Source organism: Oceanotoga sp. (assembly GCF_030445905.1).
Lineage (GTDB): Bacteria > Thermotogota > Thermotogae > Petrotogales > Petrotogaceae > Oceanotoga > Oceanotoga teriensis.
This window is the reverse complement of sequence record NZ_JASUSU010000002.1, coordinates 36,109-59,036: the sequence shown is the minus strand read 5'-3', so window position 1 is coordinate 59,036 and position 22,928 is coordinate 36,109. Positions and strand designations below refer to the sequence as shown.

24 protein-coding genes are annotated in these 22,928 nt (G+C 25.5%); 5 read left to right on the top strand and 19 right to left on the bottom strand.

What is annotated here, in order from left to right:
• Nucleotides 1-138: 138 nt before the first annotated feature.
• From PWP28_RS00915 to PWP28_RS00865, 11 genes are all read right to left on the bottom strand, one after another.
• Nucleotides 139-381, bottom strand: a complete 243-nt coding sequence (locus PWP28_RS00915) for an acyl carrier protein (protein ID WP_109604254.1) — start codon at nucleotides 379-381, stop codon at nucleotides 139-141.
• Nucleotides 374-1,435 (bottom strand): nitronate monooxygenase, encoded by a 1,062-nt coding sequence (locus PWP28_RS00910; RefSeq protein WP_308644064.1) that lies wholly within the window; start codon nucleotides 1,433-1,435, stop codon nucleotides 374-376. The genes PWP28_RS00915 and PWP28_RS00910 overlap by 8 nt, the downstream gene beginning before the upstream one ends.
• A 17-nt stretch (nucleotides 1,436-1,452) precedes the next feature.
• Nucleotides 1,453-2,187 (bottom strand): 3-oxoacyl-[acyl-carrier-protein] reductase, encoded by a 735-nt coding sequence (gene fabG, locus PWP28_RS00905; RefSeq protein WP_308644063.1) that lies wholly within the window; start codon nucleotides 2,185-2,187, stop codon nucleotides 1,453-1,455.
• Nucleotides 2,188-2,197: 10 nt separating this feature from the next.
• On the bottom strand, nucleotides 2,198-3,073 hold the full coding sequence (gene fabD / locus PWP28_RS00900) for an ACP S-malonyltransferase (RefSeq protein WP_264149693.1): 876 nt from the start codon (nucleotides 3,071-3,073) through the stop codon (nucleotides 2,198-2,200).
• The gene (locus PWP28_RS00895; protein WP_308644062.1) at nucleotides 3,070-4,017 is read right to left on the bottom strand and encodes a nitronate monooxygenase; all 948 of its coding nucleotides are present in this window, start codon (nucleotides 4,015-4,017) and stop codon (nucleotides 3,070-3,072) included. Before PWP28_RS00895 ends, fabD begins: the two co-directional genes overlap by 4 nt.
• 11 nt (nucleotides 4,018-4,028) lie before the next feature.
• A complete protein-coding gene (fabZ, locus tag PWP28_RS00890) occupies nucleotides 4,029-4,448 on the bottom strand; it encodes a 3-hydroxyacyl-ACP dehydratase FabZ (protein WP_109604290.1) in 420 nt (139 codons plus the stop codon).
• Nucleotides 4,449-4,453: 5 nt separating this feature from the next.
• Nucleotides 4,454-5,296 carry a DegV family protein gene (locus PWP28_RS00885; RefSeq protein ID WP_264149692.1) on the bottom strand — a complete coding sequence of 281 codons (843 nt, stop codon included), beginning with the start codon at nucleotides 5,294-5,296 and terminating at the stop codon, nucleotides 4,454-4,456.
• Between the two features lie 8 nt (nucleotides 5,297-5,304).
• A complete protein-coding gene (gene fabF, locus PWP28_RS00880; protein WP_308644061.1) occupies nucleotides 5,305-6,540 on the bottom strand; it encodes a beta-ketoacyl-ACP synthase II in 1,236 nt (411 codons plus the stop codon).
• Between the two features lie 118 nt (nucleotides 6,541-6,658).
• The gene (locus PWP28_RS00875; protein ID WP_308644060.1) at nucleotides 6,659-7,303 is read right to left on the bottom strand and encodes a TetR/AcrR family transcriptional regulator; all 645 of its coding nucleotides are present in this window, start codon (nucleotides 7,301-7,303) and stop codon (nucleotides 6,659-6,661) included.
• A 148-nt stretch (nucleotides 7,304-7,451) separates the two neighbouring features.
• Nucleotides 7,452-8,612 carry a YibE/F family protein gene (locus PWP28_RS00870; protein ID WP_109604289.1) on the bottom strand — a complete coding sequence of 387 codons (1,161 nt, stop codon included), beginning with the start codon at nucleotides 8,610-8,612 and terminating at the stop codon, nucleotides 7,452-7,454.
• Nucleotides 8,613-8,690: 78 nt separating this feature from the next.
• Nucleotides 8,691-10,097: an alkaline phosphatase gene (locus PWP28_RS00865; RefSeq protein ID WP_109604246.1), complete on the bottom strand. Its 1,407-nt coding sequence runs from the start codon at nucleotides 10,095-10,097 to the stop codon at nucleotides 8,691-8,693.
• 117 nt (nucleotides 10,098-10,214) lie between these two features.
• Between PWP28_RS00865 and PWP28_RS00860 the strand changes: the two genes are divergently transcribed.
• Complete coding sequence (locus PWP28_RS00860) at nucleotides 10,215-10,373, top strand: hypothetical protein (RefSeq protein WP_170110815.1); 159 nt, start codon at nucleotides 10,215-10,217, stop codon at nucleotides 10,371-10,373.
• Nucleotides 10,374-10,400: 27 nt separating this feature from the next.
• Here the strand turns inward: PWP28_RS00860 and PWP28_RS00855 are convergent, their stop codons facing one another.
• Nucleotides 10,401-11,360, bottom strand: a complete 960-nt coding sequence (locus PWP28_RS00855; protein WP_109604245.1) for a SufD family Fe-S cluster assembly protein — start codon at nucleotides 11,358-11,360, stop codon at nucleotides 10,401-10,403.
• Nucleotides 11,350-12,096 (bottom strand): ATP-binding cassette domain-containing protein, encoded by a 747-nt coding sequence (locus PWP28_RS00850; protein ID WP_109604244.1) that lies wholly within the window; start codon nucleotides 12,094-12,096, stop codon nucleotides 11,350-11,352. Before PWP28_RS00850 ends, PWP28_RS00855 begins: the two co-directional genes overlap by 11 nt.
• Nucleotides 12,097-12,279: 183 nt before the next feature.
• Here PWP28_RS00850 and PWP28_RS00845 point away from each other — a divergent pair, with 183 nt between their 5' ends.
• The gene (locus tag PWP28_RS00845) at nucleotides 12,280-12,837 is read left to right on the top strand and encodes a hypothetical protein (protein ID WP_109604243.1); all 558 of its coding nucleotides are present in this window, start codon (nucleotides 12,280-12,282) and stop codon (nucleotides 12,835-12,837) included.
• 2 nt (nucleotides 12,838-12,839) lie between these two features.
• Here PWP28_RS00845 and PWP28_RS00840 read toward each other — a convergent pair whose 3' ends face one another.
• The 4 genes from PWP28_RS00840 to PWP28_RS00825 all read right to left on the bottom strand — a co-directional run bounded on the left by PWP28_RS00840 (nucleotide 12,840) and on the right by PWP28_RS00825 (nucleotide 17,594).
• On the bottom strand, nucleotides 12,840-14,057 hold the full coding sequence (locus PWP28_RS00840) for a MerR family transcriptional regulator (protein ID WP_109604242.1): 1,218 nt from the start codon (nucleotides 14,055-14,057) through the stop codon (nucleotides 12,840-12,842).
• A gap of 63 nt (nucleotides 14,058-14,120) precedes the next feature.
• Nucleotides 14,121-15,341 carry an RNA polymerase sigma factor RpoD/SigA gene (locus PWP28_RS00835; protein WP_240597490.1) on the bottom strand — a complete coding sequence of 407 codons (1,221 nt, stop codon included), beginning with the start codon at nucleotides 15,339-15,341 and terminating at the stop codon, nucleotides 14,121-14,123.
• A gap of 136 nt (nucleotides 15,342-15,477) precedes the next feature.
• Nucleotides 15,478-16,710 carry an aminopeptidase gene (locus PWP28_RS00830; RefSeq protein WP_206050517.1) on the bottom strand — a complete coding sequence of 411 codons (1,233 nt, stop codon included), beginning with the start codon at nucleotides 16,708-16,710 and terminating at the stop codon, nucleotides 15,478-15,480.
• A 14-nt stretch (nucleotides 16,711-16,724) separates the two neighbouring features.
• Nucleotides 16,725-17,594 carry a pyridoxamine kinase gene (locus PWP28_RS00825; protein ID WP_109604241.1) on the bottom strand — a complete coding sequence of 290 codons (870 nt, stop codon included), beginning with the start codon at nucleotides 17,592-17,594 and terminating at the stop codon, nucleotides 16,725-16,727.
• A 131-nt stretch (nucleotides 17,595-17,725) separates the two neighbouring features.
• Between PWP28_RS00825 and nudC the strand changes: the two genes are divergently transcribed.
• Nucleotides 17,726-18,517 (top strand): NAD(+) diphosphatase, encoded by a 792-nt coding sequence (gene nudC, locus PWP28_RS00820; RefSeq protein ID WP_308644059.1) that lies wholly within the window; start codon nucleotides 17,726-17,728, stop codon nucleotides 18,515-18,517.
• Between the two features lie 144 nt (nucleotides 18,518-18,661).
• The gene (locus tag PWP28_RS00815; protein ID WP_308644058.1) at nucleotides 18,662-20,569 is read left to right on the top strand and encodes a methyl-accepting chemotaxis protein; all 1,908 of its coding nucleotides are present in this window, start codon (nucleotides 18,662-18,664) and stop codon (nucleotides 20,567-20,569) included.
• Here the strand turns inward: PWP28_RS00815 and PWP28_RS00810 are convergent.
• On the bottom strand, nucleotides 20,566-21,438 hold the full coding sequence (locus tag PWP28_RS00810) for a VIT1/CCC1 transporter family protein (protein WP_109604238.1): 873 nt from the start codon (nucleotides 21,436-21,438) through the stop codon (nucleotides 20,566-20,568). The genes PWP28_RS00815 and PWP28_RS00810 overlap by 4 nt on opposite strands.
• Nucleotides 21,439-21,578: 140 nt before the next feature.
• A complete protein-coding gene (locus tag PWP28_RS00805) occupies nucleotides 21,579-21,857 on the bottom strand; it encodes a hypothetical protein (protein WP_264149684.1) in 279 nt (92 codons plus the stop codon).
• Between the two features lie 199 nt (nucleotides 21,858-22,056).
• On the opposite strand from PWP28_RS00805, the gene PWP28_RS00800 reads away from it, so the two are divergent.
• Complete coding sequence (locus PWP28_RS00800; protein ID WP_109604236.1) at nucleotides 22,057-22,917, top strand: ABC transporter ATP-binding protein; 861 nt, start codon at nucleotides 22,057-22,059, stop codon at nucleotides 22,915-22,917.
• Nucleotides 22,918-22,928 lie beyond the last annotated feature (11 nt).

Genomic DNA, 22,928 nt, shown 5'->3' with positions numbered 1-22,928 from the left:
TAAGATTATTAATAATTATTGTCTTTTATTAAAGCTATATCTTTTTATTTAGGATTATTTCGATAAATCATGAAAAATATTTCATTGTATATGAAAAATAAAAAAATGAGGATAATTATAAAATTATCCTCATTTTTATTAATTTAATTTTTCTTGAAGTATATTTACTATATCCTTTACCGTTCTTATATTTTCAACTTGAGAATCTTCTATATTTACCTCAAGTTCTGTTTCAAAATCCATTGTTAAATCTACTAATTCCAATGAATCAACATCTAAATCTTCTATTAATCTTGAATCTTCTTTTATCTTTTCTTCTTCAATATCTAAACTTTCTGATATTATAGAAACTACCTTTTTTAATAATTCTTCTCTACTCATTTTTATCCTCCTCAAAAATTTCTTCTATGATTTCTTTTACTTTTTGAATTTTATTTACCTTATCAACTGAAGAACCAGAAAAAACAAAGCCTTCTTCTATATTCCCCTTAGCTGCATTATACAAAGCTCTAGCAATACAATAAGGAGTATTTTTAAAATCACATGTTTTTATGCAATGATAATTACATATAAATGGCTTTTTTTCTCCTTTTCTAAAAGATTCTATAAATTCATTTTTTATAGCTCTACCTGGAAGACCTACAGGACTTTTTATTATTGTTAAATCTTTTTCATTTGCATTAATTATAGCTTTTTTAAAATTAATATCAGCATCACATTCATATGTTGCAATAAATCTTGTTCCCATTTGAACCGCATCTGCACCGAGATTCAAAACTTTTTCTACATCCTCTTTGGAGTTTATTCCTCCGCCTGCAATTATTGGAATTTCTTTTTGATAATTATCTTTTAATTCTTTCATATACTTTTTTAATACTGGTATATTTTTTTCAAGGCTATAATTTTTTTCAAATATATTTTCATATTTATATCCTAAATGTCCTCCAGCTTTGGGTCCTTCTAAAACAAAAGCATCTGGCAAATAATTATATTTCCTAATCCATCTTTTAACTATTACTTGAGCTGCTTTTAAAGATGATATTATTGGAACTAATTTTGTTTTACTATCTTTTTTTAAATATGATGGTAGTTCTAAAGGTAATCCAGCTCCAGAAAAAATTATATCTATTCCTTCATCAATAGATGTTTTAACCATATCCGCATAATTATTTAATGCTACCATTATATTTACTCCAACAACACCTTTAGTCTTTTCTTTCGCACTTTTTATATATTTTCTCAATGCATCTATACAAGCTTTTTTATAATTTTTTTCATCTTCAAATAATCCTATACCTGCCGTACCTATTACCCCTATTCCACCTGCTTCTGCAACGGAAGAAGCCAAATTATCTAAAGATATTCCAACAGCCATTCCTCCTTGAACTATTGGATATTTTATGTTTAATTCTCCTATTCTAAAATGATTTATCATTTTGTTTTCAACCTCTTTTATATACTTAATCCTCCATCCACTCTTATAATTTGTCCAGTTATATAAGACGATCTGTCAGATGCAAGAAATAAAGCAAGATTAGCTATGTCTTCAGCTTCACCAAGTCTTTTTATTAAACATTTTTCCTTAACTTTTTCTAATACTGTCTCAGATAAGTTCTCTGTCATACTTGTTTTTATAAAACCTGGAGCTATTGCATTAACTCTTATATTTTCATTTCTTAGAGTAAGTTCTTTTGCCCATGTTTTTGTCATCCCTATTATTCCAGCTTTTGCAGCAGAATAATTAGTTTGACCAGAATTTCCCTCTATTCCAACAATTGATGAAATATTTATTATATTACCATATTTTTGTTTTTTAAAAAATTTTGATATTTCCTTTGTCATGAGAAAGGTTCCTTTTAAATTAATATTTATAACATCATCAAAATCTTTTTCTTTCATCCTTATCAAAAAATTATCTTTTGTAATTCCCGCATTGTTGATGAGAACATCTACTTTTTCAAAATTTTCTTTTAAAAATGTACTCAAATTTTTTATTCCTTCAGAATCTGTTATATCTAAAGGATAAGGTATATAATTTTTAAGTTCATTTTTATTTTCATTCAATGTTTTTTCATCTCTTGATATGGCTATTACAATCGCATTATTTTCAATAAATTTTTTCGCTATTTCAAATCCTATACCCCTTGATGCACCCGTAATTAAAATAATTTTATCTTTTAAATTCATAAATTCACTCCTAAACATATTCAAGTTTTACATCCATGAGTATATTTTTAATCATTTTACTTAAAACTTTTGATGGTCCTATTTCTATAAATTCATCTATTCCATTTTCTTTCATATTTTCTATACTTTCTACCCATTTTACAGGTCTTGTTATTTGTTTTATAATATTTTCTTTTATTATATATGGATCTATTTCAAATTTTGCATTTACATTCTGAACAATTGGAATTTTTGGCGTTTTAAAATTTATTTTCTCTAATTTGATTCTCATATTCTCTTCAGCTTTGTTCAAAAGATGTGAATGAAATGGGCCACTAACATTTAATTTTATTATCCTTTTTGCACCATTTTCTTTGAGTTCGTCCATAGATTTTAATAATTGTTCTGTCTCTCCACTTATAACTGTTTGCATTGGAGAATTATAATTTGCTATTATAACATCATCATAATTGTTTAAAATTTTTTCTATTTCTTCTATTTTCATTCCTAAAACAGCAGCCATACTTCCTTTATTAGGTTCACATGCATTACTCATAAATAAACCTCGACTATGAACAGCTTCAACTGCCTCTTCAAAACTTATAACTCCTGAAACTACAAGTGCTGTCCATTCGCCAAGAGAATGTCCAGCTAAAGCTTTTATATTCAAATACTTACTTTCATTGTGAATGTACTTTATATAACTACATATGAGTATTGCAGGTTGAGCATTTTCAGTTAATGTAAGTTGATTTATATCTTCACCAAATATTATAGATTTTATATCAAAATTTAAAATTTCATTTGCTATATCAAAATATTTTTCATATCTTTCATCAAGAGCCATACATTCTTTACCCATAGATAAGTTTTGAGATCCTTGTCCTGGAAAAATTAAAGCCTTCATTTAGATAACACCCCCGAAAAATTTTTAATAGTATAATCCATATCAGAACATAAATCTTCTATTATTTCTTTAACACTTTTTATATTTTCTATTAATCCAACACTTTGTCCAGCCATAAAAGAACCATTATCATTATCTCCATCAATATGAGCTTTTTTTAAACTTCCTATTAAAAGTCTTTCTGCTTCTTCTATTGATTCAGATTCTATCTTATTTATATTTTTCACAAATTTATTCTTTATAGATCTCGCTGGATGTCCCATTTTTATTCCAGTTATAACACTATCTCTTATACCAGCTTTTAAAATTTTATTTTTATAATTTTCATGTGCTTCACATTCATAAGAAGCTATAAATCTTGTTCCCATTTGAATTCCACTCGCACCCAACATAAAAACTGCCGCCATACCTCTTCCATCTGCTATTCCACCGGCTGCAATTACAGGAATCTTTAAAATAGAGGCTAATTTTGGTATTATTACCATAGTGGTAACATCACCTATATGCCCACCGCATTCCATCCCTTCACCTACTATAAAATCTATTCCTTTTTTTTCAAGCCTTAAAGCAAGATTTTCAGATGAAACAACTGCACCAGTTATTATATTATTTGATTTTAAAATAGGTATATATTTTCCTGGATTTCCAGCCGCCATTATAACAACAGGCACTTTTTCTTCTATTACAATATTTATTATATCCTCAATAAAAGGATTTATCATTATAATATTTACTGCATAAGGTTTATTTGTAAGTTCTTTTATTTTTTTTATTTGTTCTTTTAAAATATCTGGTGTCATACTTCCAGAACCAATAGTTCCAAGTCCTCCAGCATTTGAAACTTCGGCAGCAAGTTTAGCTGTTCCAACCCAAGCCATTCCACCTTCGATAATGGGATATTTTATATTTAAAAGTTTAACTATAGAATTTTCAGAAAAATCCATAATAATTCACCTTACCTTTTTATTCCAGCCATGATTTCAGCTTTAGCTGCAAGTTTTTCTCTTACAAAAACTTTTGCTTCTAATTTATAAACTTCTTTTTTGCTTTGAATAATTCTAACTTCATATACAATTCTATCACCAGGCCTTACTTCTTTTTTAAATCTGCAATTATCTATACCTATAAACAAAGGTATAACATTTTGTCCTTTATAATCTTTTAAAAGAAGAATTCCAGCTGTTTGTGCCATTCCTTCAACAAGTAAAACACCTGGCATTAAAGGATACATCGGAAAATGTCCTTGAAAATACGGTTCATTTATACTGACCATTTTTTCAGCTTTTATTGATTTTTCATCCATAGAAATCACATTATCTACTAATAAAAACGGATATCTATGAGGCAAAATTTCCATTATTTCATCTATGTTCATAAGCATTAAGATTCCTCCCAAACAGTTATAAGACCTCCAGAATCTGGACCTAAATGTGTTCCAATGACAATATCTATATAATCTTTTCTTATTTCAAGATCTATGTTTTTATTTTTAATATTTAAATATATATCCTCTGCAATTTCTTTATTATTAGTATGTAAAACCATTATATGTTCAATATTTTTATTTTTTTCAAAACTCATATCAACTATTTCCTTATTTAATTTTTTCATCCCTCTAATATTTTTAACGGGTGTCAATATTCCGTCGTTCAATGATAATATTGGTTTAAGTTTTAAAAGTCCTCCCATGAGACTTTTCGCTTTTCCTATTCTTCCACCTTTATAAAGATAATTTAAATCTCCAACACTGAAATAAACTTTAACTCTTTTATAATAATTCTTACAAAAATTTATTATACTTTCTAAATTTTTTTCATCATTCTTTATTTTTTTTTCTAAATCTTCAATTAAAAAACCAAGAGCCCAAGAAGCTAATTTAGAATCTATAACTTTTATTTTATCCGAATTTACTATATTTGCCGCCATCAAAGCTGAATTAAATGTACCACTTAAAACTGCCGAAAGATGAACAGAAATTATATAATCAAACTCTTGTATCATATAAGTATAAACTTCTTCAAAATCTTTAACAGATGGTTGTGAAGTTTTAGGAACATAATTTGAATTTTTTATAAATTCATAATAATCTTCTAAATCAAGTCTATTTGCTTTTATAAATTCATCTTCTTTATTTATATATAATGGCACATAACCAATATTTAATTCTTTAAGTTTTTCTTTTGATATATTACATGTATTATCCGTTACTATTCCAATCTTCATAAGTTCACCTACCTCTTGGTATAAACAATCGATGCATTATGTCCACCAAATCCAAAAGAATTTTTTAACATAATCTTAGTTTCTTTTTCAACAGTTTTTTTCACTATATTTAAATCTTTAAAATCATCGTCAATTTCAAATAAATTTGGCATACCATGAATAAAACCTTTTTCCATTTGAATTATACTGGCTATTAATTCAATAGCTCCTGCCGCTCCAAGACTATGACCTATAAGAGTTTTAGTGGATTGAATATAAGGTTTTGATATGTTTTCTTTAAAAACACTTTCAAGAGCTATTTTTTCTGATTTATCTCCAACAGGTGTACTTGTAGCATGACAATTTATTAAATCTATGTCTTCTGATTTTATATTTGCCATATTTAAAGCAAGTTGAACAGCTTTTGCAGCACCTTTTCCTTCAGGATCTGATTTACTTATATGATATGCATCTCCTGTCATACCAAATCCCTCAAGATATCCATAAATTTTAGCCCCTCTTTTCAATGCATGTTCTTCTTCTTCAAGTATTAGAACTCCAGATCCTTCCCCCATAACAAAACCATCTCTATTTAAATCAAAAGGTCTTGAAGCAGTTTTTGGGTCTTCATTTCTTTGAGATAATGCTGTCATATTTGCAAAAGCCGCAATTGGTATTGGATCTATGCAAGCTTCTGTTCCACCAGCAACAGCAATATCAACATATCCATGTTTTATAAGCATAGCTGAAGTTATTAAAGCATGAACTGAAGATGCACAGGCACTCATAGTAGAAAAATTAGGACCTTTTAAATTATTTTCTATTGAAACTACTCCAGAAGGCATATCAGCTATCATCATTGGAATCAAAAATGGACTAACAAATTTTGGCCCTTTTTTATTCATATTATTAAATTCATTATAAAGAGTTTTAAATCCACCTATCCCAGAAGCTATTATAACTGCAGCATTTTCTCTCCATTCATCATTCTCATCATTTAATCCTGAATTTTTAATAGCTTCTTCAGCAGCTATCATAGCTAACTGCAAAACTCTATCATACCTTCTTGCTTTTTTCCTATCCATATAATCTTTTGGATCAAAATTTTTTATTTCAGCTGCAATAGTGACTTTATGATCTTCAGTATCAAATTGGGTTATATTATCAATACCTATTTTCATCTCTCTAAGACTTGTTTCAAATTCGTTTATATTTTTTGCAATAGAATTTATAGTTCCTAAACCTGTTATAGCTACTCTTCTCATTTTAAGCCTCCTGTAAATTAAAATAAAATATTAAATTAATGTTATGACCAATGGTCATAATCATTTAAAACAAAATGACCGTTGGTCATTTTGTTTTAAAATAAAAATTAGCCAATGGCTAACTTTCATTATTTTGTAGAGTTTTTTTTGTTAACTCTATATAATAATCAAGTATAGTTTCAGGAGTTGTATTACTCCATTTTTTATAAAGTATTTCTCTAAGTTTTACTTGCTGAACCATTCCTGTAGTTTGAGTCCACAAGACCATAGCTAATTTTTGTGGATCTACATCTTTTCTTATAGTTTTATCTTTTATTCCTTCTATAATTGACTTACTTAAATAATCAAATATCATTTCACTTTTTTCATAAGAAAGTCTCACAAGAGGATCTTCTGGATTCAAATGTGCTTTTTGAGACTCATAATTTACTATTAAATTATAATAATCAGGATATTCTTTATAAAATTCTACATAAGATTTTCCCATCATTACAACTTTTTCTATACCGGTATGACATGTTTTTATATTTTTTCTTATTAAATCTTCTATTAGTTTTAAACCTCTTACAACAACAGAAAAATAAAGATCTTTTTTACTTGAAAAATAAAGATACAATGTTCCTTTAGCTATTCCTGCATTTTTAGCTATTTCTGTCATTGTTGTATCTTCATAATTTTTTTCAAAAAATAATTTTTCAGATGCATCTATTATCATTAGACGTTTTTCTTCTTTATTTATTTTTTCTGGAATTTTTTCTTTCATTAGATCACCTTTCTGACCAATGGTCATTTTTCTTTTTTTATTATAACACTTTTTTTTTATTTTATCAACAATAGTTAAAAATTACTTCTAAATAATATTTAAGAGAAAACTTAAAAAATTTTAAGTTTTCTCCTATGCCTTAAAAGCTCTACAATTCAAGTTTAGAAACATTTTTTGCTTTTTTGTTAATTTTTATTATATTTTTCTTTTCAAAGCTTAAAATAAATCCACCTATTATTGCTGTTAATGGTGCTGTAAGTACTAAACCAAAACTTCCCACTATTATATTAAGGATCTCTGAAGATATATAATTTATATTTATTAGTGCAAATTCATTAGTATTCTTTGCCATAAAAGCCATTAATAAAGTTGCATATCCTCCTGAATAGGCTAAAAGTAATGTAGTAGCCATTGTTCCTATAACTGCTTTTCCAACATTCAAACCGGATTTTATAAGTTCTTTAGAATTTATATTTTTTGCTTTATTTTTCACCTCATTCATAGAAGCAGAAATATCCATCGAAATATCCATAACTGCCCCAGAAGAAGCTAAAAAAATTCCACTTATAAATAATTTATTTAAATCAAGCATATAATACCCAGAATAAAGTAAAGTTTCTGAAAATGGTTTTACAGAACCGTTTATATAAAATGGTCTTGAAAACAATTCAGATATTATTATTGTTATTAATACACCAGAAATAGCTCCCAAAAAAGCAATAAGACCTTTTTTGTTGAATCCTGCAACCAAAAAAATTATTATAAATGTTAACATCGAAACTATTAACAAAGATATTATTATTGGATTATAACCTTTTAAAAAAAGAGGTATCATTATTTTCCATAGAAATAGAATAGTTGTTGTAAATGAAAGTAATGATTTTACTCCGGTCCAGCCCGATATTAATATGAGTATTATAGAAAATGATAATATTAATAATATTTGTGAATCTGCTCTATAAAAATCTACTATAGAATAGTTTAAACTATTAGAATTAGTGTTTTTTTCTATTAAAACTTTATCTCCAATCTTAAAATTTTTATCTAATTCCATCTTACCGATTAAAATATTGCTTAAAATAATTATTTTATTTTTGTCTTCCCCATTAAGTATTTTTAATTCAACGTATTGTTCGCCTTGTTTTATAATTCCAAACTGTTGAATTTCAGAATTATCTACAGAAATAACTTCAGATTTATAATATTCATAATTATTTTTTGTTTCATTAACTGGAATATAAAAGAGTAATACATTTATCATTAATAGAAAAATTACGAAAAAATTTTCATTATTTATATTTAATTTCATTTTCAAATCATTCACTCCCCTTAATTAAAAAGTGCAGGGATAAATCCCTGCATAATAATAACTGTATATTTTACACTATTACCCTATTATTTGAAATAATTTTTTCGCTATATCTGTATTATCATAATATCCATTGAACATTTCTGAATTATATCCTTGTGCAAATGTTGCAACAGGAACCCCTGTATGAGAATATGTAGTCCAAGATATTCCAGATTTTTCATTTAATATATGAGTTAAAGTTATAGTTAATGGTTCATATCCACCATATAATAAGTATGTATATTCAGTATTTGGCACTTTATCTTTCCATGACATATCATATGCTTGTTTTATTTTTTTTACTTCATAATCGTTCAATATCATACCTTTATCTTTAGCTTTTTCTTTATCTTCTGGAAAAAATAATCCAAAATTCTCATTTATTAAATGTTTAATATCTTCAAATGATGCATTCTGCTTTTTATATTTCGATAAAACTTGATCAAAATTTTCAAAAGATACTTTTTGATTATTAATTCTATCAAAATATGTAGAGTAAGCTGTTCCAGCAAAACCTATAGTCATTCCACCTGTTTCATGATCTCCAGTAACTATTATTAAAGTTTCATTTGGATGCTCTTCATAAAATTCATAAGCTTTTTTCACAGATTCATCAAAAGCTAATGTATCATATATATTTGTAACTGCATCATTTGCATGTCCAGCCCAGTCAATTTTTCCACCTTCAACCATTAGAAAAAAACCTTTTTCATTATCAAGAATATTTATAGCCTTTTTTGTTATATCTGAAAGAGAGAATTCATCTTGTCTATCTATATCATACTTCATCGCAGAACCGCTTGATAAATCTTCATTTATTATTATTACTTTTTGATTTTTATCTTCAAAATTATCAAATTCTTTTTCTGTATTTAATATTTTATATCCGTTTTCTTCAGCATATTCATAAAAATCTTTTTCGTTTTTACTTTTTCCTTTAGGATACTTTATTCCACCACCACCAAAAAAATCGAAATCACTTTCAACAAGTTCCATAGCTATTTCATAATAATTACTTCTTGAAGATTGATGTGCATAAAACGCTGCTGGTGTAGCATGATCAAGTGAAACAGAAGATATTATACCCACTTTCATTCCATTTTTCTTGGCTCTTTCAGCGATAGTTTCATATTTGATCGTTTTATCAGCATTCATATTAATTACACCTGATAATGTTTTATATCCAGTTGCTAAAGCAGTACCTGCTGCTGCTGAATCTGTTATAAAAGAATCTTGAGAATATGTTGTTGTCATACCCTGCGCTTCAAATTTGCTCATTTGCAATTTCGTGTCTTTGTTATTAATTTTGGTAAGATAGAGTTCCGCAGAATTTATTTGTGGCAAAGCCATCCCATCTCCAATAAAAAAGAAAACATACTTTATCTGAGAAAATGATAATACACTTAATACCAATACAGTAATCAACAAAAATGTTTTTTTCATTGATTCACCCCCTTTAATATTTAAACTTATTTTCTCATCTTTATTTTTAGATATTACAAAATATTGTTAAGAAAAATAAAATATGATAAACTTTAATAAGTATATGGAGGTGTTTTCATGAAAGGGCTAAAAATTTGTATACTCGGTTTAAGTATAATACTAATTTCTGGATTTATATTAATCGATGATATGAGTAATCTTGGCGGGTTTGGTGAAGTTTTTCTATTTTTTTTAGGAATTATAATAATAATTTTAGGTATAAATAAAAAAGAATAAAAAAATCAGGAAAATATCCTGATTTTTTTATTTTAATATTGATTTTATTATCATTTCAGAGGCCTCTTCTTCTGTAAGTCCTTTTGACATCAAAGTTTCAAGTTGATCAGAATTTATCCTTCCAACAGATGCTTCATGAGTTAATTCAGCAAGCTCATTTTTTACTCTTAAAAGCGGAATTGTAGAAAGATCTACTTTCGGGCCATCCACTATTTCATCACATTCTATATGACCTTTAGAATAATCTCCATTACCATAAGCTTCTGTAATAACTTTAGCTTTACTTTCATCTGTAGCTATAACAAAAGTTTTAGCTATTCCAGAAGAATTTTTACCATTTAATCTCAATATCTCATTTATTTCAACATAATCATCTTTCTTTTCTCTAACTTTGGTTTCAATATAAGCTTTTGCATCGTCTTTTAAATCTACATCCATCTTTATTTTCATATTTCCAACTCTTGTTTTTGTAAGTGTAAATCTATTATCATATTTAGAATTATTTCCAACAATGGTCTCATAATCAGTATCTAAATTTACCAACCCTTCTTCATTATGAAAATGAACATCTTCATAAGTAACTTTAGAATTATTTCCTATAATCATCTTAGATTTCATTTTATGCAAAATATCTTTAGCTGCTGGAAAAGAACAATGCGATATAAAATTTATTATAACATTGTTACCTATATCAAATTCATAATCAAGATTTTGTTCTCCAAAATCTTTTAAATAACCTACACAAAGATGAACTGGTTTTTTCACAACAACCCCATCATCTACTTTGAAATACAATTTAACATGATTTTCATCACAATCAGCTTCAATATGGACTCCTTCTACAGTGTTTCTTCCAAGAATTTTATGTCCACTAACAATTATGGAAACTATATCTTTTGTAAGAAGTCCACTTACATCTCCACCTGCTTTATCATAAGCTTTTTGTATATATTCAAACTCTTTAGAATAATTCTTTTCAATTTGCAACTTTTTTCACCTCTATTTTTTCAGCAGGTTCATTGATATTAGTACAAAAATCACATAATTTTTTATATATATTCCCAATATATTCTGGAGTACCTTCATTTCTTATCATTCCATTGCATAACAAAATAGCTTTATCTGATAATAATGATATTTCTTCCCTATGTGTGATAGTTATTACAGTACTATTATTATTTTTAAGTTCTTTAAGTATTGAATCTATCATAGAATTTGACATCATATCTATACCTGAATCAGGCTCATCTAATATAACAATTTCTGGTTTTAAAATAACTATTGAAGCAAGTTCAATCCTTTTTCTCTCTCCTCCAGAAAGAGTTTTATCAACATTTCTATTTAAATATTTTTCATTTAGACCTACAAGATTTAAATATTTTATCATATCATTCATTGTAAGTTGATTTTTATTTCCAAGTTTCAAATAATCTATAACGGACATTCCCTTGAATCTTGCTGGCTCTTGCCAAGCCATTGTTATACCTTTTCTTGCTCTTTCATCTATTTTTAAATCAGTTATATCTTCATTATTAAGAATTATTTCACCTTTATGATTTTTATAATATCCATTGAGACCCATTATTATCTTTGCAAGCGTCGATTTACCAACACCGTTATTGCCGAGAACCGAATAAGTTTTTCCTCTTTCAAAAGTATAATTCAAATCATTTAATATATTTTTTTCGGATGTACAAAAAGATATATTCTTTAATTCAAGCATGTGAAATCCTCCATGAATTTATTAAATACGCTTTTTAAGCGTATTTTAAAAGTTCTATTATTATTTTACTACTTATATCTTAATTAGTCAATTTATATCGTATTTAATTTTTATTTCTTATTGTTAAATAGTCAATTTTTTCTTTAAAAATGATAAAATATCTTATAAACAGGGGGGATTAAAATGGAATTTATTTTAGTTTTTGTTTTAACATGTACAATAATTTTATTAATTTTTTCATTGTTATTTTTAATAAGAAAATTGAATAGAATATCTTTACCAATTTCAAAACCAACAGTATTTTTTAAAAAAGTTATGAATTATAGTAATTCTAATGAAGAATTTTATTTGATAAACTTTTCCGATATGGATATATATGAAATAACAATATTTTATATCGACGAAAATAGCATTAAATTTCACTTTTTAAATGAAATGCCTTCACTTCTAAAAGCCGAAAATTTTCAAAATATTTTAAAAAATAAAACTTTATTAACTATAGAAAAAACAGCTTTAAATTGGATAGAAGAAAAAACAAAAAATTATTTCAAAATAAATATTACAGATAATAAAGAAAATTTTTTATTTACTTTGAAAAAATATTATAAAGATATAAATTTCAAAAAAATTACTTTCAAAAAAAATTTTTTATACTGCATAATTAAAGATCCAAATGATAAAAGTTATATTTTATTCGCAAAATCAGATGATATATCTGGCAATACTATAAAATTTTTATAATATTATTTTTTAAATACAAAATTTTTAAAATATACTTCATCACCATCAACATGAACAGTTACATAGCTTGATGCTTTTTTCATACTTCCAATATCATATTGTTTGAATAAATTAAATTTAGACTTAAAGAAAAAATCTTTAAAATACTCTAATTTATAATAATTTGGATTTATTTTTTTACTTTTAAGAGTTTGAGCCCATTCATCATAAAAAAGACTGTGAATAATACAATAATGTTCATCTTTTAAAACCCTATTATATTCAGAAAAATTTGGTTCTTGTAAAAAAGATAAATAATTTATAGACCCTGTGATATCGAATATAATATCAAAAAAATTATCTCTAAATGGTAATGCATCAAAATCACCACACATAAATATTGGATTTAAAACAAGTTCACTTTTCTCTATTTTCTTTTTTACAAAACTTATAGCTGGATAACTTTTATTATATAAATAATAATTCACTTTCTTTTTTTTATTATCATCAAAATACTTAAGAAAGTTTATATCTCCATATTCAAATTCGAGTATTTCATTATAATCATCTTTTACATAGTTTATATTATATTCATATAATTTTTTAAAAAATGCTGAAAAATATGGAGTTATTTCTGAATTATATTTTTTCAATTTAGTATTTTCATCATATTTTTTAATTCTATCAACACCAAAATTATCAAAACCCGGAGCTTTTATTATCCCTTCGGATATTTCAACTTTATAACCACATTCACATTCTAAAAAACCATCAAAAATACTACTATCTATTATTTGAGACGTATTTATTTTTAATGTTTTTTTACAAGTTGGACAATAAAAATTATTAATAACATTCACTGGAACTCCATATTTAAATTTCTTCTTTTTTAAAGAACTCATCTGTTTTTTCTTTTCTTTTATAACTTTTAAGGCATTTTCTATCTTCTCTTTTTCTTCATTCAATTCTTTTTCTTTCTGAACAAGAAAATCATCTAAATAAATTTGATCATCACTTAATATCTCATTTATTCTATTAAAAGATATTAATTTTTTCATTTCAGATATTGTAAACTTTAATTTCTTGAGTTCTAATATTTCTTTAATCTGTATTTCAGATTTTTCATCAAAATAATATTGATTATGAATTTTTTTTGGTATCAAAAGTCCTTCAGATATATAATATCTTACAGTATCTGGCGTTAAATCATATTTTTTAGAAAACTCTCCTATTTTCATCATGTTAATCTTCCCCCTTGTCTATCATTAATTATATCAAAAAAGGAAGAGGATAACCTCTTCCTTTTAATATTTGAAATCTTCTAATAGACTTTTTATTACTTTACTTCTCTTTGGATGTCTGAGTTTTCTAAGTGATTTATTTTCTATTTGTCTTATCCTTTCTCTCGTTACATTAAAAAACGCACCAACTTCTTCTAATGTTTTTTGTTTACCATCAAGAAATCCATATCTCATTTTTAATACCATAGCTTCTCTCGGTTTGAGTTGATTTATAAGTTCTTCAATGGTATCTCTAATAATCATTTTTTCACCTATTTGTTCTGGAGTTGGAGCATTGTCTTTTATAAAATCTATCATTTCAGAATCTCCTTCTCCTTCCGAATCATTTGAAATAGGAGAATTCAAAGAAAATATACTTTTAGAATTATTCAATATTTCTTTAATTTTATCGGGTGTTTTTTTCATGATCTTAGCAATTTCTTCGACTTCGGGACTTCTTCCATTATTTTGAACAAAATCATTTATAACTTTGTTCATAGAATTTATTGTTTCAACTAAATGAACAGGAATTCTTATAGTTCTTCCATAATCAGCAATAGCTCTTGTAACTGCTTGTCTTATCCACCAATAAGCATAAGTAGAAAATTTGTATCCCTTAGTCCAGTCAAACTTTTCTACCGCCTTTATTAATCCCATATTTCCCTCTTGGATTAAATCTAAAAAACTCAATCCTCTACCAGAGTATCTTTTCGCTATACTTATTACAAGTCTCAAATTCGCTTTTATCAACTCTTCTCTTGCACGTTTATCATTCTTTTGAGCTCTTCTTGCAAGATTTCTTTCTCTCTGAGGACTTAACAATTTAACTCTGCTTATTTCTTTAAGGTATATTTTTATAGGGTCTGAAACACTAATATTATCATACATTTCTGAACCTATTTCAGCATAAACATTCTTAAATTCATCATCATCATATTCTTCTTCTACTCTTTCCACAACTTTTATATCATTTTTTTCAAGTTCATTATAAATATTTTCAATAAAAGAACTGTCTATTTCATTATTTGCTTCAACAGGTATAACTCTATCTATATCTTCATAATAAAGAATGTTACTGTTTTTAGATGCTTTAGAAAACAATTTTTTCATGACTTTATCAATATTAGGTGTTTTTTTCTTTTTATACCTTATAACTGCTTCTTGATTGTCTTTTTCTATACTTTCAATATCAAGATTTTTAATCTGTTCTATTAAATTTTTTTCTTTTAATGACTGTTTATCCAAACATATCACCTCACATAACCATTATACCACCATAATACTAAATCGTAATGTAAATCTGATTAAATTTAAATAAATTATTAAATTACTTGTAAATATTTTATGTTAGATATTTTTGGTTAGTGAGTTGATTTTAATACTAAAAAGCCCAATTTCCGTCAGAAAATATTTTTTCTTCATTTCCTTCTTTATCAACACCAATAATTTCAAGATCCGAAGAACCTACCATAAAATCCACATGAGTTAAACTGGTATTTCCACCTTTATTCCTAAATTCTTCTTCAGTCATATTTGACCCATTTTTCAAAGTATACCTATAAGCCTCTCCAAAAGCCAAATGACATGATGCATTTTCATCAAATAAAGTATTATAAAATAATAAATTCAAATTAGAAATTGGTGAATTATCTGGTACTAAAGCTACTTCTCCAATATATTTAGCATTTTCATCTGTTTCTAAAATACTTCTTAATATTTTTTCACCTTTTTCAGCTTTAAAATCAATAACCTTTCCATCTTTAAATTTTAATTCAAAATTTTCTATTATATTTCCAGAATATGAAAGTGGCATAGTTGATTTTATAATACCATCTATTCTATTTCTATCAGGCATTGTAAATATTTCTTCAGTTGGAAGATTTGGAACAAATTCAACTAAACTTTTAGTATTTTTTAGGCCCCCTCCAATCCAAATATGATCTTTAGGTAATCCTATTTCAAGATTTGCTGTTTTAGAATTGTATATTAATTTATCAAATTGTTTTTTATTTAAATAAGAAAGTTTATCATTCAAATTTTGCATATGGATTTTCCAAGCTGAAATAGGGTCTAAATTATCTACTCTTACTGTTTTAAATATATATTCCCATAATTTTTCAAGTCTTTTATTTTTTTCTATATTAGGAAAAACTTTGTCAGCCCATCTTTGAGATGCTGAGGCTACAACACACCAATTTATCGATCCGCTCATCAATATATTTCTATACTTTTTTAAAGCCTTGGAAGCTGTTATATTCCATTTAGAAAGTCTATCAGGATTTACATTTTTGAATAAATCTGGATCTTCAGAGATAATTGATAAAAATGCAGCTCCATCTTCCGCAAGCTTTTCCATTCCTTCTGCCTTCCAAGATGGATATTCTTTAAAAGCTTCATCTGGAGCTTTTAAAAATTTTATTAAAGTAGATTTTGAATCAGAGATATCCATATAAACATCTCTTGCACCAATATCATATGCTTTTTCTTGAATTACTCTTGCAAGTTCTATAGAATCAGTATCGGTTTTAATAACTAATTTCTGTCCTTTTTCAAGATTAATTCCAACTTTTAAAATTAAATCTGCATACTTCTCCATATTTTCTAATAAATTCAATTTAATCCCTCCATTTACATTAATTCATATGTACTTATTGTAACTGGTACTTTCAGACTATCCAAAACTTTTTCTAATAAAACACCTTCTCTTTTTGGATAATCATAACCATAACTCGCTCTTATAGCCGTAGTTATAAACTTTACTCCTCTGTCTATCGCTATTGGCAAAGAGTCTCCATTTAAAAGACTTCCCACTATAACAGATGTAAAAACATCTCCAGTACCTGGGTAAAAAGCTGGTATGTATTGACAGCTTACTTTCCAAAATTTATTATCTTTTTTATTATAAGCTAAAGTAGAAGTGTCTTTTTCATTTTTTTCAGGTACACTTGTAAGTATTATTATTTGAGGCCCCATTTCAGATAATCTTATCATCCAGTCTTTTAATATTTTTTCATCTGTAATCTTTTCATAATTCTCTCCCAATAAAAAACAAGCCTCGGTAAAATTTGGAGTTATAATATCGGCTTTTTTTATAAAATTTTTCATTTTCATAACCATTTCTTCAGTCATAGTGGCATAAAGTTCACCATTATCTGCCATAACAGGATCTATAACCACAAAATTATCATTTTTTTTAAAGTAATCTATAAAATCAGTAATAATATCGATCTGTTTAGGAGAACCTAAAAAACCTGTATATATACAGTCAAAATCTATATTAAGACTTTTCCAATGATTAATATATTCAGTCATAGAATCTGTAAGATCTACAAAACTATAATTTTCAAAACCTCCGGTATGTGTAGATAAAACTGCTGTAGGTATTGCACAGACTTGGGCTCCCATAGTTGAAATAATAGGAGTTATTGCCGAGAGTGAAGATCTTCCAAAACCCGATAAATCATGTACTGCAGCGACTCTTTTAACAATATTTCTCATCATATTACTCCTTTCTTTATTTATTTCTATATTAATTATATATTTTTATAAAATATTATTCAATTACTAAAAAAAATTAAATTTTGGTATAATTTTTAATGTAGTTAAAAATTAAATTTTAGGGGGATTTTATGATAAATATAAATTGGGATCCTGATATTCCAGAAGATAATGATTTTTTAATAGTTTGTATTAGTAATAATGAGATTTTTATAAATACAAACAACTGTTTTTATATGACGCCTTTAGAACTTCAAAATAAAAATATAGAATTAATAGATAGAAGTTATATAGGAAAATTAAATTCAAAAAAAATATTCGCAATTAATATAAATGAACAAGAAAAAATTTTTTTTGAAAAAATAAATCTCAGAAATTTATTACCTTTTATAGAACAAGAAGATTTTATAATTTTATCAAGAGCTCTTGAAATAATAAACTGGAAAACTAAACATAAATTCTGTGGTAAATGTGGTGAAAGAATTACAGAAAATATTTCTGAAGGATTTTTGAGATGCAATAAATGCGGTTTTATAATATATCCAGAAATATCTCCCGCAATCATAGTTGGAATAACCAAAGATGATAAAATACTATTAGCTCACAATGATAAATTTAAAGAAAACATGTATTCTATTATAGCTGGTTTCGTAGAATGGGGAGAATCTCTTGAAGATACTGTAAAAAGAGAAGTAATGGAAGAAATTGGGATAACAATCAAAAATATTAAATATTTCAACTCTCAAACATGGCCTTTTCCTAATTCTTTGATGGTTGGTTTTACTGCTGAATATGATTCTGGTGAAATAATACCAGATGGAGTTGAAATAACTGATGCAAAATGGTTTGATAAAAATAATTTACCTGATATACCCAAAAAAGGTTCTATTGCAAGAAATATTATAGATACTATATGCAAATGAGAAGATTTATATCTTCTCATTTTCTTTATAAAATATTTTTAAAATAAAAAAATTAATATTACTTAAAATTTCTTAATATAATTCAAACCCTACTTCAATAATATTAAAATAGATCCATAAATTAATATTATAGGGGTGTGGTCAATGAAAAAGATAAGCCATAAAATAATTTTAATGTTTTCTTCTACCTTAATAATAATCTTCATAATTTTATACTTGATAATATCTTCAAATTCATCAAATACAATAAAAAATTTAACTTCTGATTTTAGTTTTGAAATAATGAATGCATCTACAAATCAAATAAATACATTAATATATGGATTAAAAGATGAAATTGAAAGTTATTTAACAAATAATTGGCTCATCGAAGACGCCACTATAATGGGTACTTGGGATATGATAGAAAGAGAATTTGAAAACAGATTAATGCAAAAAGAAGATATATATGAAAATATATTTATATTTGATAAAAAAGGGGATGGATGGTCTTTAAAAGAAGGAGAAACCTCTTATTCAAATTCTCCTCATTTAAAAATAATAGAAGAAAATCAAGACTTTCATATAAGCAATATATATTTAAATGATTCTAAAAAAAAATTATTTGATATGATATTTATTTTAAAAGATATAAATCAAGAAAAAATCGGTATTTATGGTGTTACAATAAAATTTGAAAGAATTGAAAATATAGTTTCAAAAATTAATCTATCAGGAAAAGGGTCAGCATGGCTTGATAATATAAAAGATATTTCATATAAAAATATAATACTGAATGATAATTCAAAAATACAGAAAATAGATTCAAATGAAGATATAATAATGATAAAAAAGATTAAAAATTCCCCTTGGATTTTAGGTCTTACAATAAATAAAAATATTCTTTACAAAGATTTGGACAGATTAAACAATTCTTTAATTATGATTTTTTTTATATCTATAATAGTCTTTTTAATTATATCTATAATAATGGGAAAGTTAATTTCAACGCCCATAATAAAACTACAAAATAATATCAAAGAATTAAAAAATGGAAATTTGAATACTGAATTTAAAATAAATACTAAAGATGAAATTTCAAAAATATTTAATTCACTCGAATCAACTACTAAAGAATTAAAAAATTCCTTTTTAGATATAAATTCTAATTCAAAAGATATAAATAATATATCTCAAAATCTTTATAATATGTCAGAAAACTTAAAAATAAATTCAGAAAATTTAAAAAGAGGATCTAAAAATGTTAATGAAAGAGTACTTTCATTTTCAAAAGATGTAGATATATTAAACAAAAATAAAAATTTTCTATCACAAAACTCTAAGAAATTGTCTAAATCATCTTCAAATCTTAAACAAGAACATTTATATTTTTTGGAATTATCAAATAAAGGTCAAAACAATCTACAAAATATAAGTCAAAATATAAATGGAATACATGATGAAGTACAAAAATCAACTCAAAACATAAACAAATTGATTGAAAATTCTCTAAAAATAGAAGAAATATTATATACCATTGAAAATATAACAGAACAAACTAATTTATTATCATTAAACGCTTCTATTGAAGCAGCTCGTGCTGGAGAATCCGGGAAGGGATTTGCCGTTGTTGCTGGAGAAATAAGGAAGCTTGCCGACCAAAGTAAACAAGCAACTCAACAAATATCAAATATATTGATGAAAACTCGTAAATTTAGTGAAATTTCGAAAAAAGGCACTCAAAAAACTAATATTTCATTGAATAATTCAAAAAAAATATTAGAAGATTCTTTAGAAATATTTAATTCTATATTTTTAAAAACTAAAAATTTAAATGAAGATATCATTGATTTAAATCAAATGGCAAATGAACAATACAATCAAACTAAAACTATAGATGATATTATAGTTTCATTGAATAAAGAACTTGAGATTATAAATAATTCAATATCAGATATAGAAAAAATATCTGATACAAATAACAAAAATTCATTGGACTTAAATTTAAAAGCTTCTGAATTAAAAAATATATCAAATAAATTAAATAAAAAAATAAATGTATTTAAATTTTAAATATCAATCCCAAAAATTATTCTAACTAAATACCCCACAAAAAAAGAAAAAGCTGAAACTCCCATACTTATAAAAAACATTTCTAAAAAACGTTTTTTAAAAGACATATCTTTTGCAACAGATATATAAAAATTAAATATTAAAATTATTAGAACCGCTATAAATAGGGTTATAGAAAGAGCTAAAAAATAATTTTTTAACAATAAATAAGGTAAAATCAAGAAAAAAACTGTTAAAATATAAGCTATTCCAGTATAAAAAGATGATTTTAAAGCATCTTCATCTCCATCTGATCTTTTAGATAAAAATTCTGAAGCAGCCATAGAAAAAGATGCCGCTATACCAGTTATAAGACCTGATATCGCTATTATATTGGTGTTTCTCAACGCAAAAGTTAAACCCGCAAGAGTTCCAGTTAGTTCTACTAAGGCATCATTCAATCCAAGGACTATTGAACCAACATAATTCAATTTATCTTCATGAATCAAATTTATTAATTCATTTTCATGTTTATCTTCATCTTTTATTATTGATATAGCTTCTGGAATTTTATCGACAATATCTTCATACGTAAGTTGAGCTTGTTCTTCACCTTTTTCCATAAGCTTTATACCAAAAATAAGTCCAAAAAGCCTTGAAATAAAATAATAAAAATAAACCATAAAATAATTTGGTTTTACATCTTTTTCGGTATATTTTTTCCAAAATTCATAATGTTTTTTTTCATCTTCAGCTATAGATTTAAGAACATATTTATTTTTTTCGTCTTTGATTTTATTTGCAATTTTGTTATATATTAAATATTCAGTTAATTCATATTTTTGGTATACAAGAATTTTCTTTTTTAAGTCCTCAGAAATTTTTTCCATGGTATCATCTCCTTTTAATAATACACTATAATTTTACAACAATATTATGATTTAATCAAATTAAAAATCCAAGACCATACTTCAATATAATCGAGTATAGTCTTGGATCTTAAAAAATTATTATATAATTAAATTATTATCTACAATATGCACTTTCTAATTTGAGTTATATGTGCATCTCCTTTAATAGGTTTATATATTTCGACCATAGCTGCTTCATTAGGAGAATTTGGATATGCAGCCTTTGCATTACAAAAATAACAATAGTTCATACCACTTACGACTTGAGTTGCAACTGCTATTGGTGTATATTTAACTCCAACAAAATGTTCCATAGATTGACTGAAAACACTCATTTCTTCATCAGAAATATCAGTTTTAAACTCACTCCAACCTCCAACTATCATCTTGTCTTCCATATAAAACCCTCCTTATATTATGCTCTTTAAAGAGCTTTTATACAAAGGTTTTTATAAATAAAAATTAATTCAACAAAATTATACCATAAAATAAGTTTATTTTTACAAATTATCAAAAAAACATTAAAATAATTCTCATTTCAGATTTTTATATTAAATTTAATGTATAATGAAAATATACAATTCAAGGAGGTATAAAATGATAGAAGTAAAAAATCTAAAAAAATATTATGGGAAAAATAGAGGTATAGAAAATATTGATTTTCAAATAAAAAAAGGTGAAGTTTATGGTCTTATAGGCCCTAATGGAGCTGGGAAAACAACTACTTTGAGAATATTAATAGGCTTATTAAAACAAGATGAAGGAAATATTTTTTTTGATAAATATGAATTGCCAAGTGATAATAAAGAAATAAAACAAAAATTGGGGTATTTACCTGGTGAAGTCAATTTTTATGGTGAAATGAAAATATATGATTTTTTACAATTCAATAAAAACTTTTATATTAATTATGATGAAAAATATGAAAAATATTTATTAGAAACATTAAATATAGACACAAAAAAGAAATTTAAAGAATTATCTTTGGGAAATAAAAAAAAGATTGGAATTCTTCAAAGTGTTGTTCATAATCCAGATTTTTTAATATTAGATGAGCCCACAAATGGTTTAGATCCAATTTTGCAACAAAAACTTTATGAAATAATAGAATTACAAAGACAAAAAGGATCTACTATTCTTTTTTCATCTCATATATTATCAGAGGTTGAAAAAATTTGTGATCGTGTTGGTATAGTAAAAGAAGGGAATCTTATAAAAGAATTTGAAATAGATGAGCTAAAAGATTATTCCATAAAAGAAATTTATTTATCTAATTTGACTTTTATAAATGATTTAAATAAATATAATCATAAAAGAATTAAAGATAATGATTATTTATTTAAAATAAAAAATAAAAATCTGAAAATTTTTTTTGGAATACTTTCAAAATGTAGTTTTGATGATATAAAAATTGACAGACCAAAACTTGAAGATATTTTCATAGAATATTATAAATAAGAGGTGAAAAA

What these genes read in the sequence shown, in the direction of transcription:
- PWP28_RS00825 (WP_109604241.1), bottom strand. Translation starts at nt 17,594, where the DNA reads ATGAGAAATATTGTTAAAAGAGTCGCTGCAGTACATGATTTATCGGGT.
- fabF (WP_308644061.1), bottom strand. Translation starts at nt 6,540, where the DNA reads ATGAGAAGAGTAGCTATAACAGGTTTAGGAACTATAAATTCTATTGCA.
- PWP28_RS00815 (WP_308644058.1), top strand. Translation starts at nt 18,662, where the DNA reads ATGAAAAAGATAAGCCATAAAATAATTTTAATGTTTTCTTCTACCTTA.
- PWP28_RS00805 (WP_264149684.1), bottom strand. Translation starts at nt 21,857, where the DNA reads ATGGAAGACAAGATGATAGTTGGAGGTTGGAGTGAGTTTAAAACTGAT.
- PWP28_RS00845 (WP_109604243.1), top strand. Translation starts at nt 12,280, where the DNA reads ATGGAATTTATTTTAGTTTTTGTTTTAACATGTACAATAATTTTATTA.
- PWP28_RS00875 (WP_308644060.1), bottom strand. Translation starts at nt 7,303, where the DNA reads ATGAAAGAAAAAATTCCAGAAAAAATAAATAAAGAAGAAAAACGTCTA.
- PWP28_RS00915 (WP_109604254.1), bottom strand. Translation starts at nt 381, where the DNA reads ATGAGTAGAGAAGAATTATTAAAAAAGGTAGTTTCTATAATATCAGAA.
- PWP28_RS00840 (WP_109604242.1), bottom strand. Translation starts at nt 14,057, where the DNA reads ATGATGAAAATAGGAGAGTTTTCTAAAAAATATGATTTAACGCCAGAT.
- PWP28_RS00885 (WP_264149692.1), bottom strand. Translation starts at nt 5,296, where the DNA reads ATGAAGATTGGAATAGTAACGGATAATACATGTAATATATCAAAAGAA.
- fabD (WP_264149693.1), bottom strand. Translation starts at nt 3,073, where the DNA reads ATGAAGGCTTTAATTTTTCCAGGACAAGGATCTCAAAACTTATCTATG.
- PWP28_RS00895 (WP_308644062.1), bottom strand. Translation starts at nt 4,017, where the DNA reads ATGGATTTTTCTGAAAATTCTATAGTTAAACTTTTAAATATAAAATAT.
- PWP28_RS00810 (WP_109604238.1), bottom strand. Translation starts at nt 21,438, where the DNA reads ATGGAAAAAATTTCTGAGGACTTAAAAAAGAAAATTCTTGTATACCAA.
- PWP28_RS00865 (WP_109604246.1), bottom strand. Translation starts at nt 10,097, where the DNA reads ATGAAAAAAACATTTTTGTTGATTACTGTATTGGTATTAAGTGTATTA.
- PWP28_RS00860 (WP_170110815.1), top strand. Translation starts at nt 10,215, where the DNA reads ATGAAAGGGCTAAAAATTTGTATACTCGGTTTAAGTATAATACTAATT.
- fabG (WP_308644063.1), bottom strand. Translation starts at nt 2,187, where the DNA reads ATGAATTTAAAAGATAAAATTATTTTAATTACGGGTGCATCAAGGGGT.
- PWP28_RS00870 (WP_109604289.1), bottom strand. Translation starts at nt 8,612, where the DNA reads ATGAAATTAAATATAAATAATGAAAATTTTTTCGTAATTTTTCTATTA.
- PWP28_RS00850 (WP_109604244.1), bottom strand. Translation starts at nt 12,096, where the DNA reads ATGCTTGAATTAAAGAATATATCTTTTTGTACATCCGAAAAAAATATA.
- fabZ (WP_109604290.1), bottom strand. Translation starts at nt 4,448, where the DNA reads ATGAACATAGATGAAATAATGGAAATTTTGCCTCATAGATATCCGTTT.
- nudC (WP_308644059.1), top strand. Translation starts at nt 17,726, where the DNA reads ATGATAAATATAAATTGGGATCCTGATATTCCAGAAGATAATGATTTT.
- PWP28_RS00910 (WP_308644064.1), bottom strand. Translation starts at nt 1,435, where the DNA reads ATGATAAATCATTTTAGAATAGGAGAATTAAACATAAAATATCCAATA.
- PWP28_RS00800 (WP_109604236.1), top strand. Translation starts at nt 22,057, where the DNA reads ATGATAGAAGTAAAAAATCTAAAAAAATATTATGGGAAAAATAGAGGT.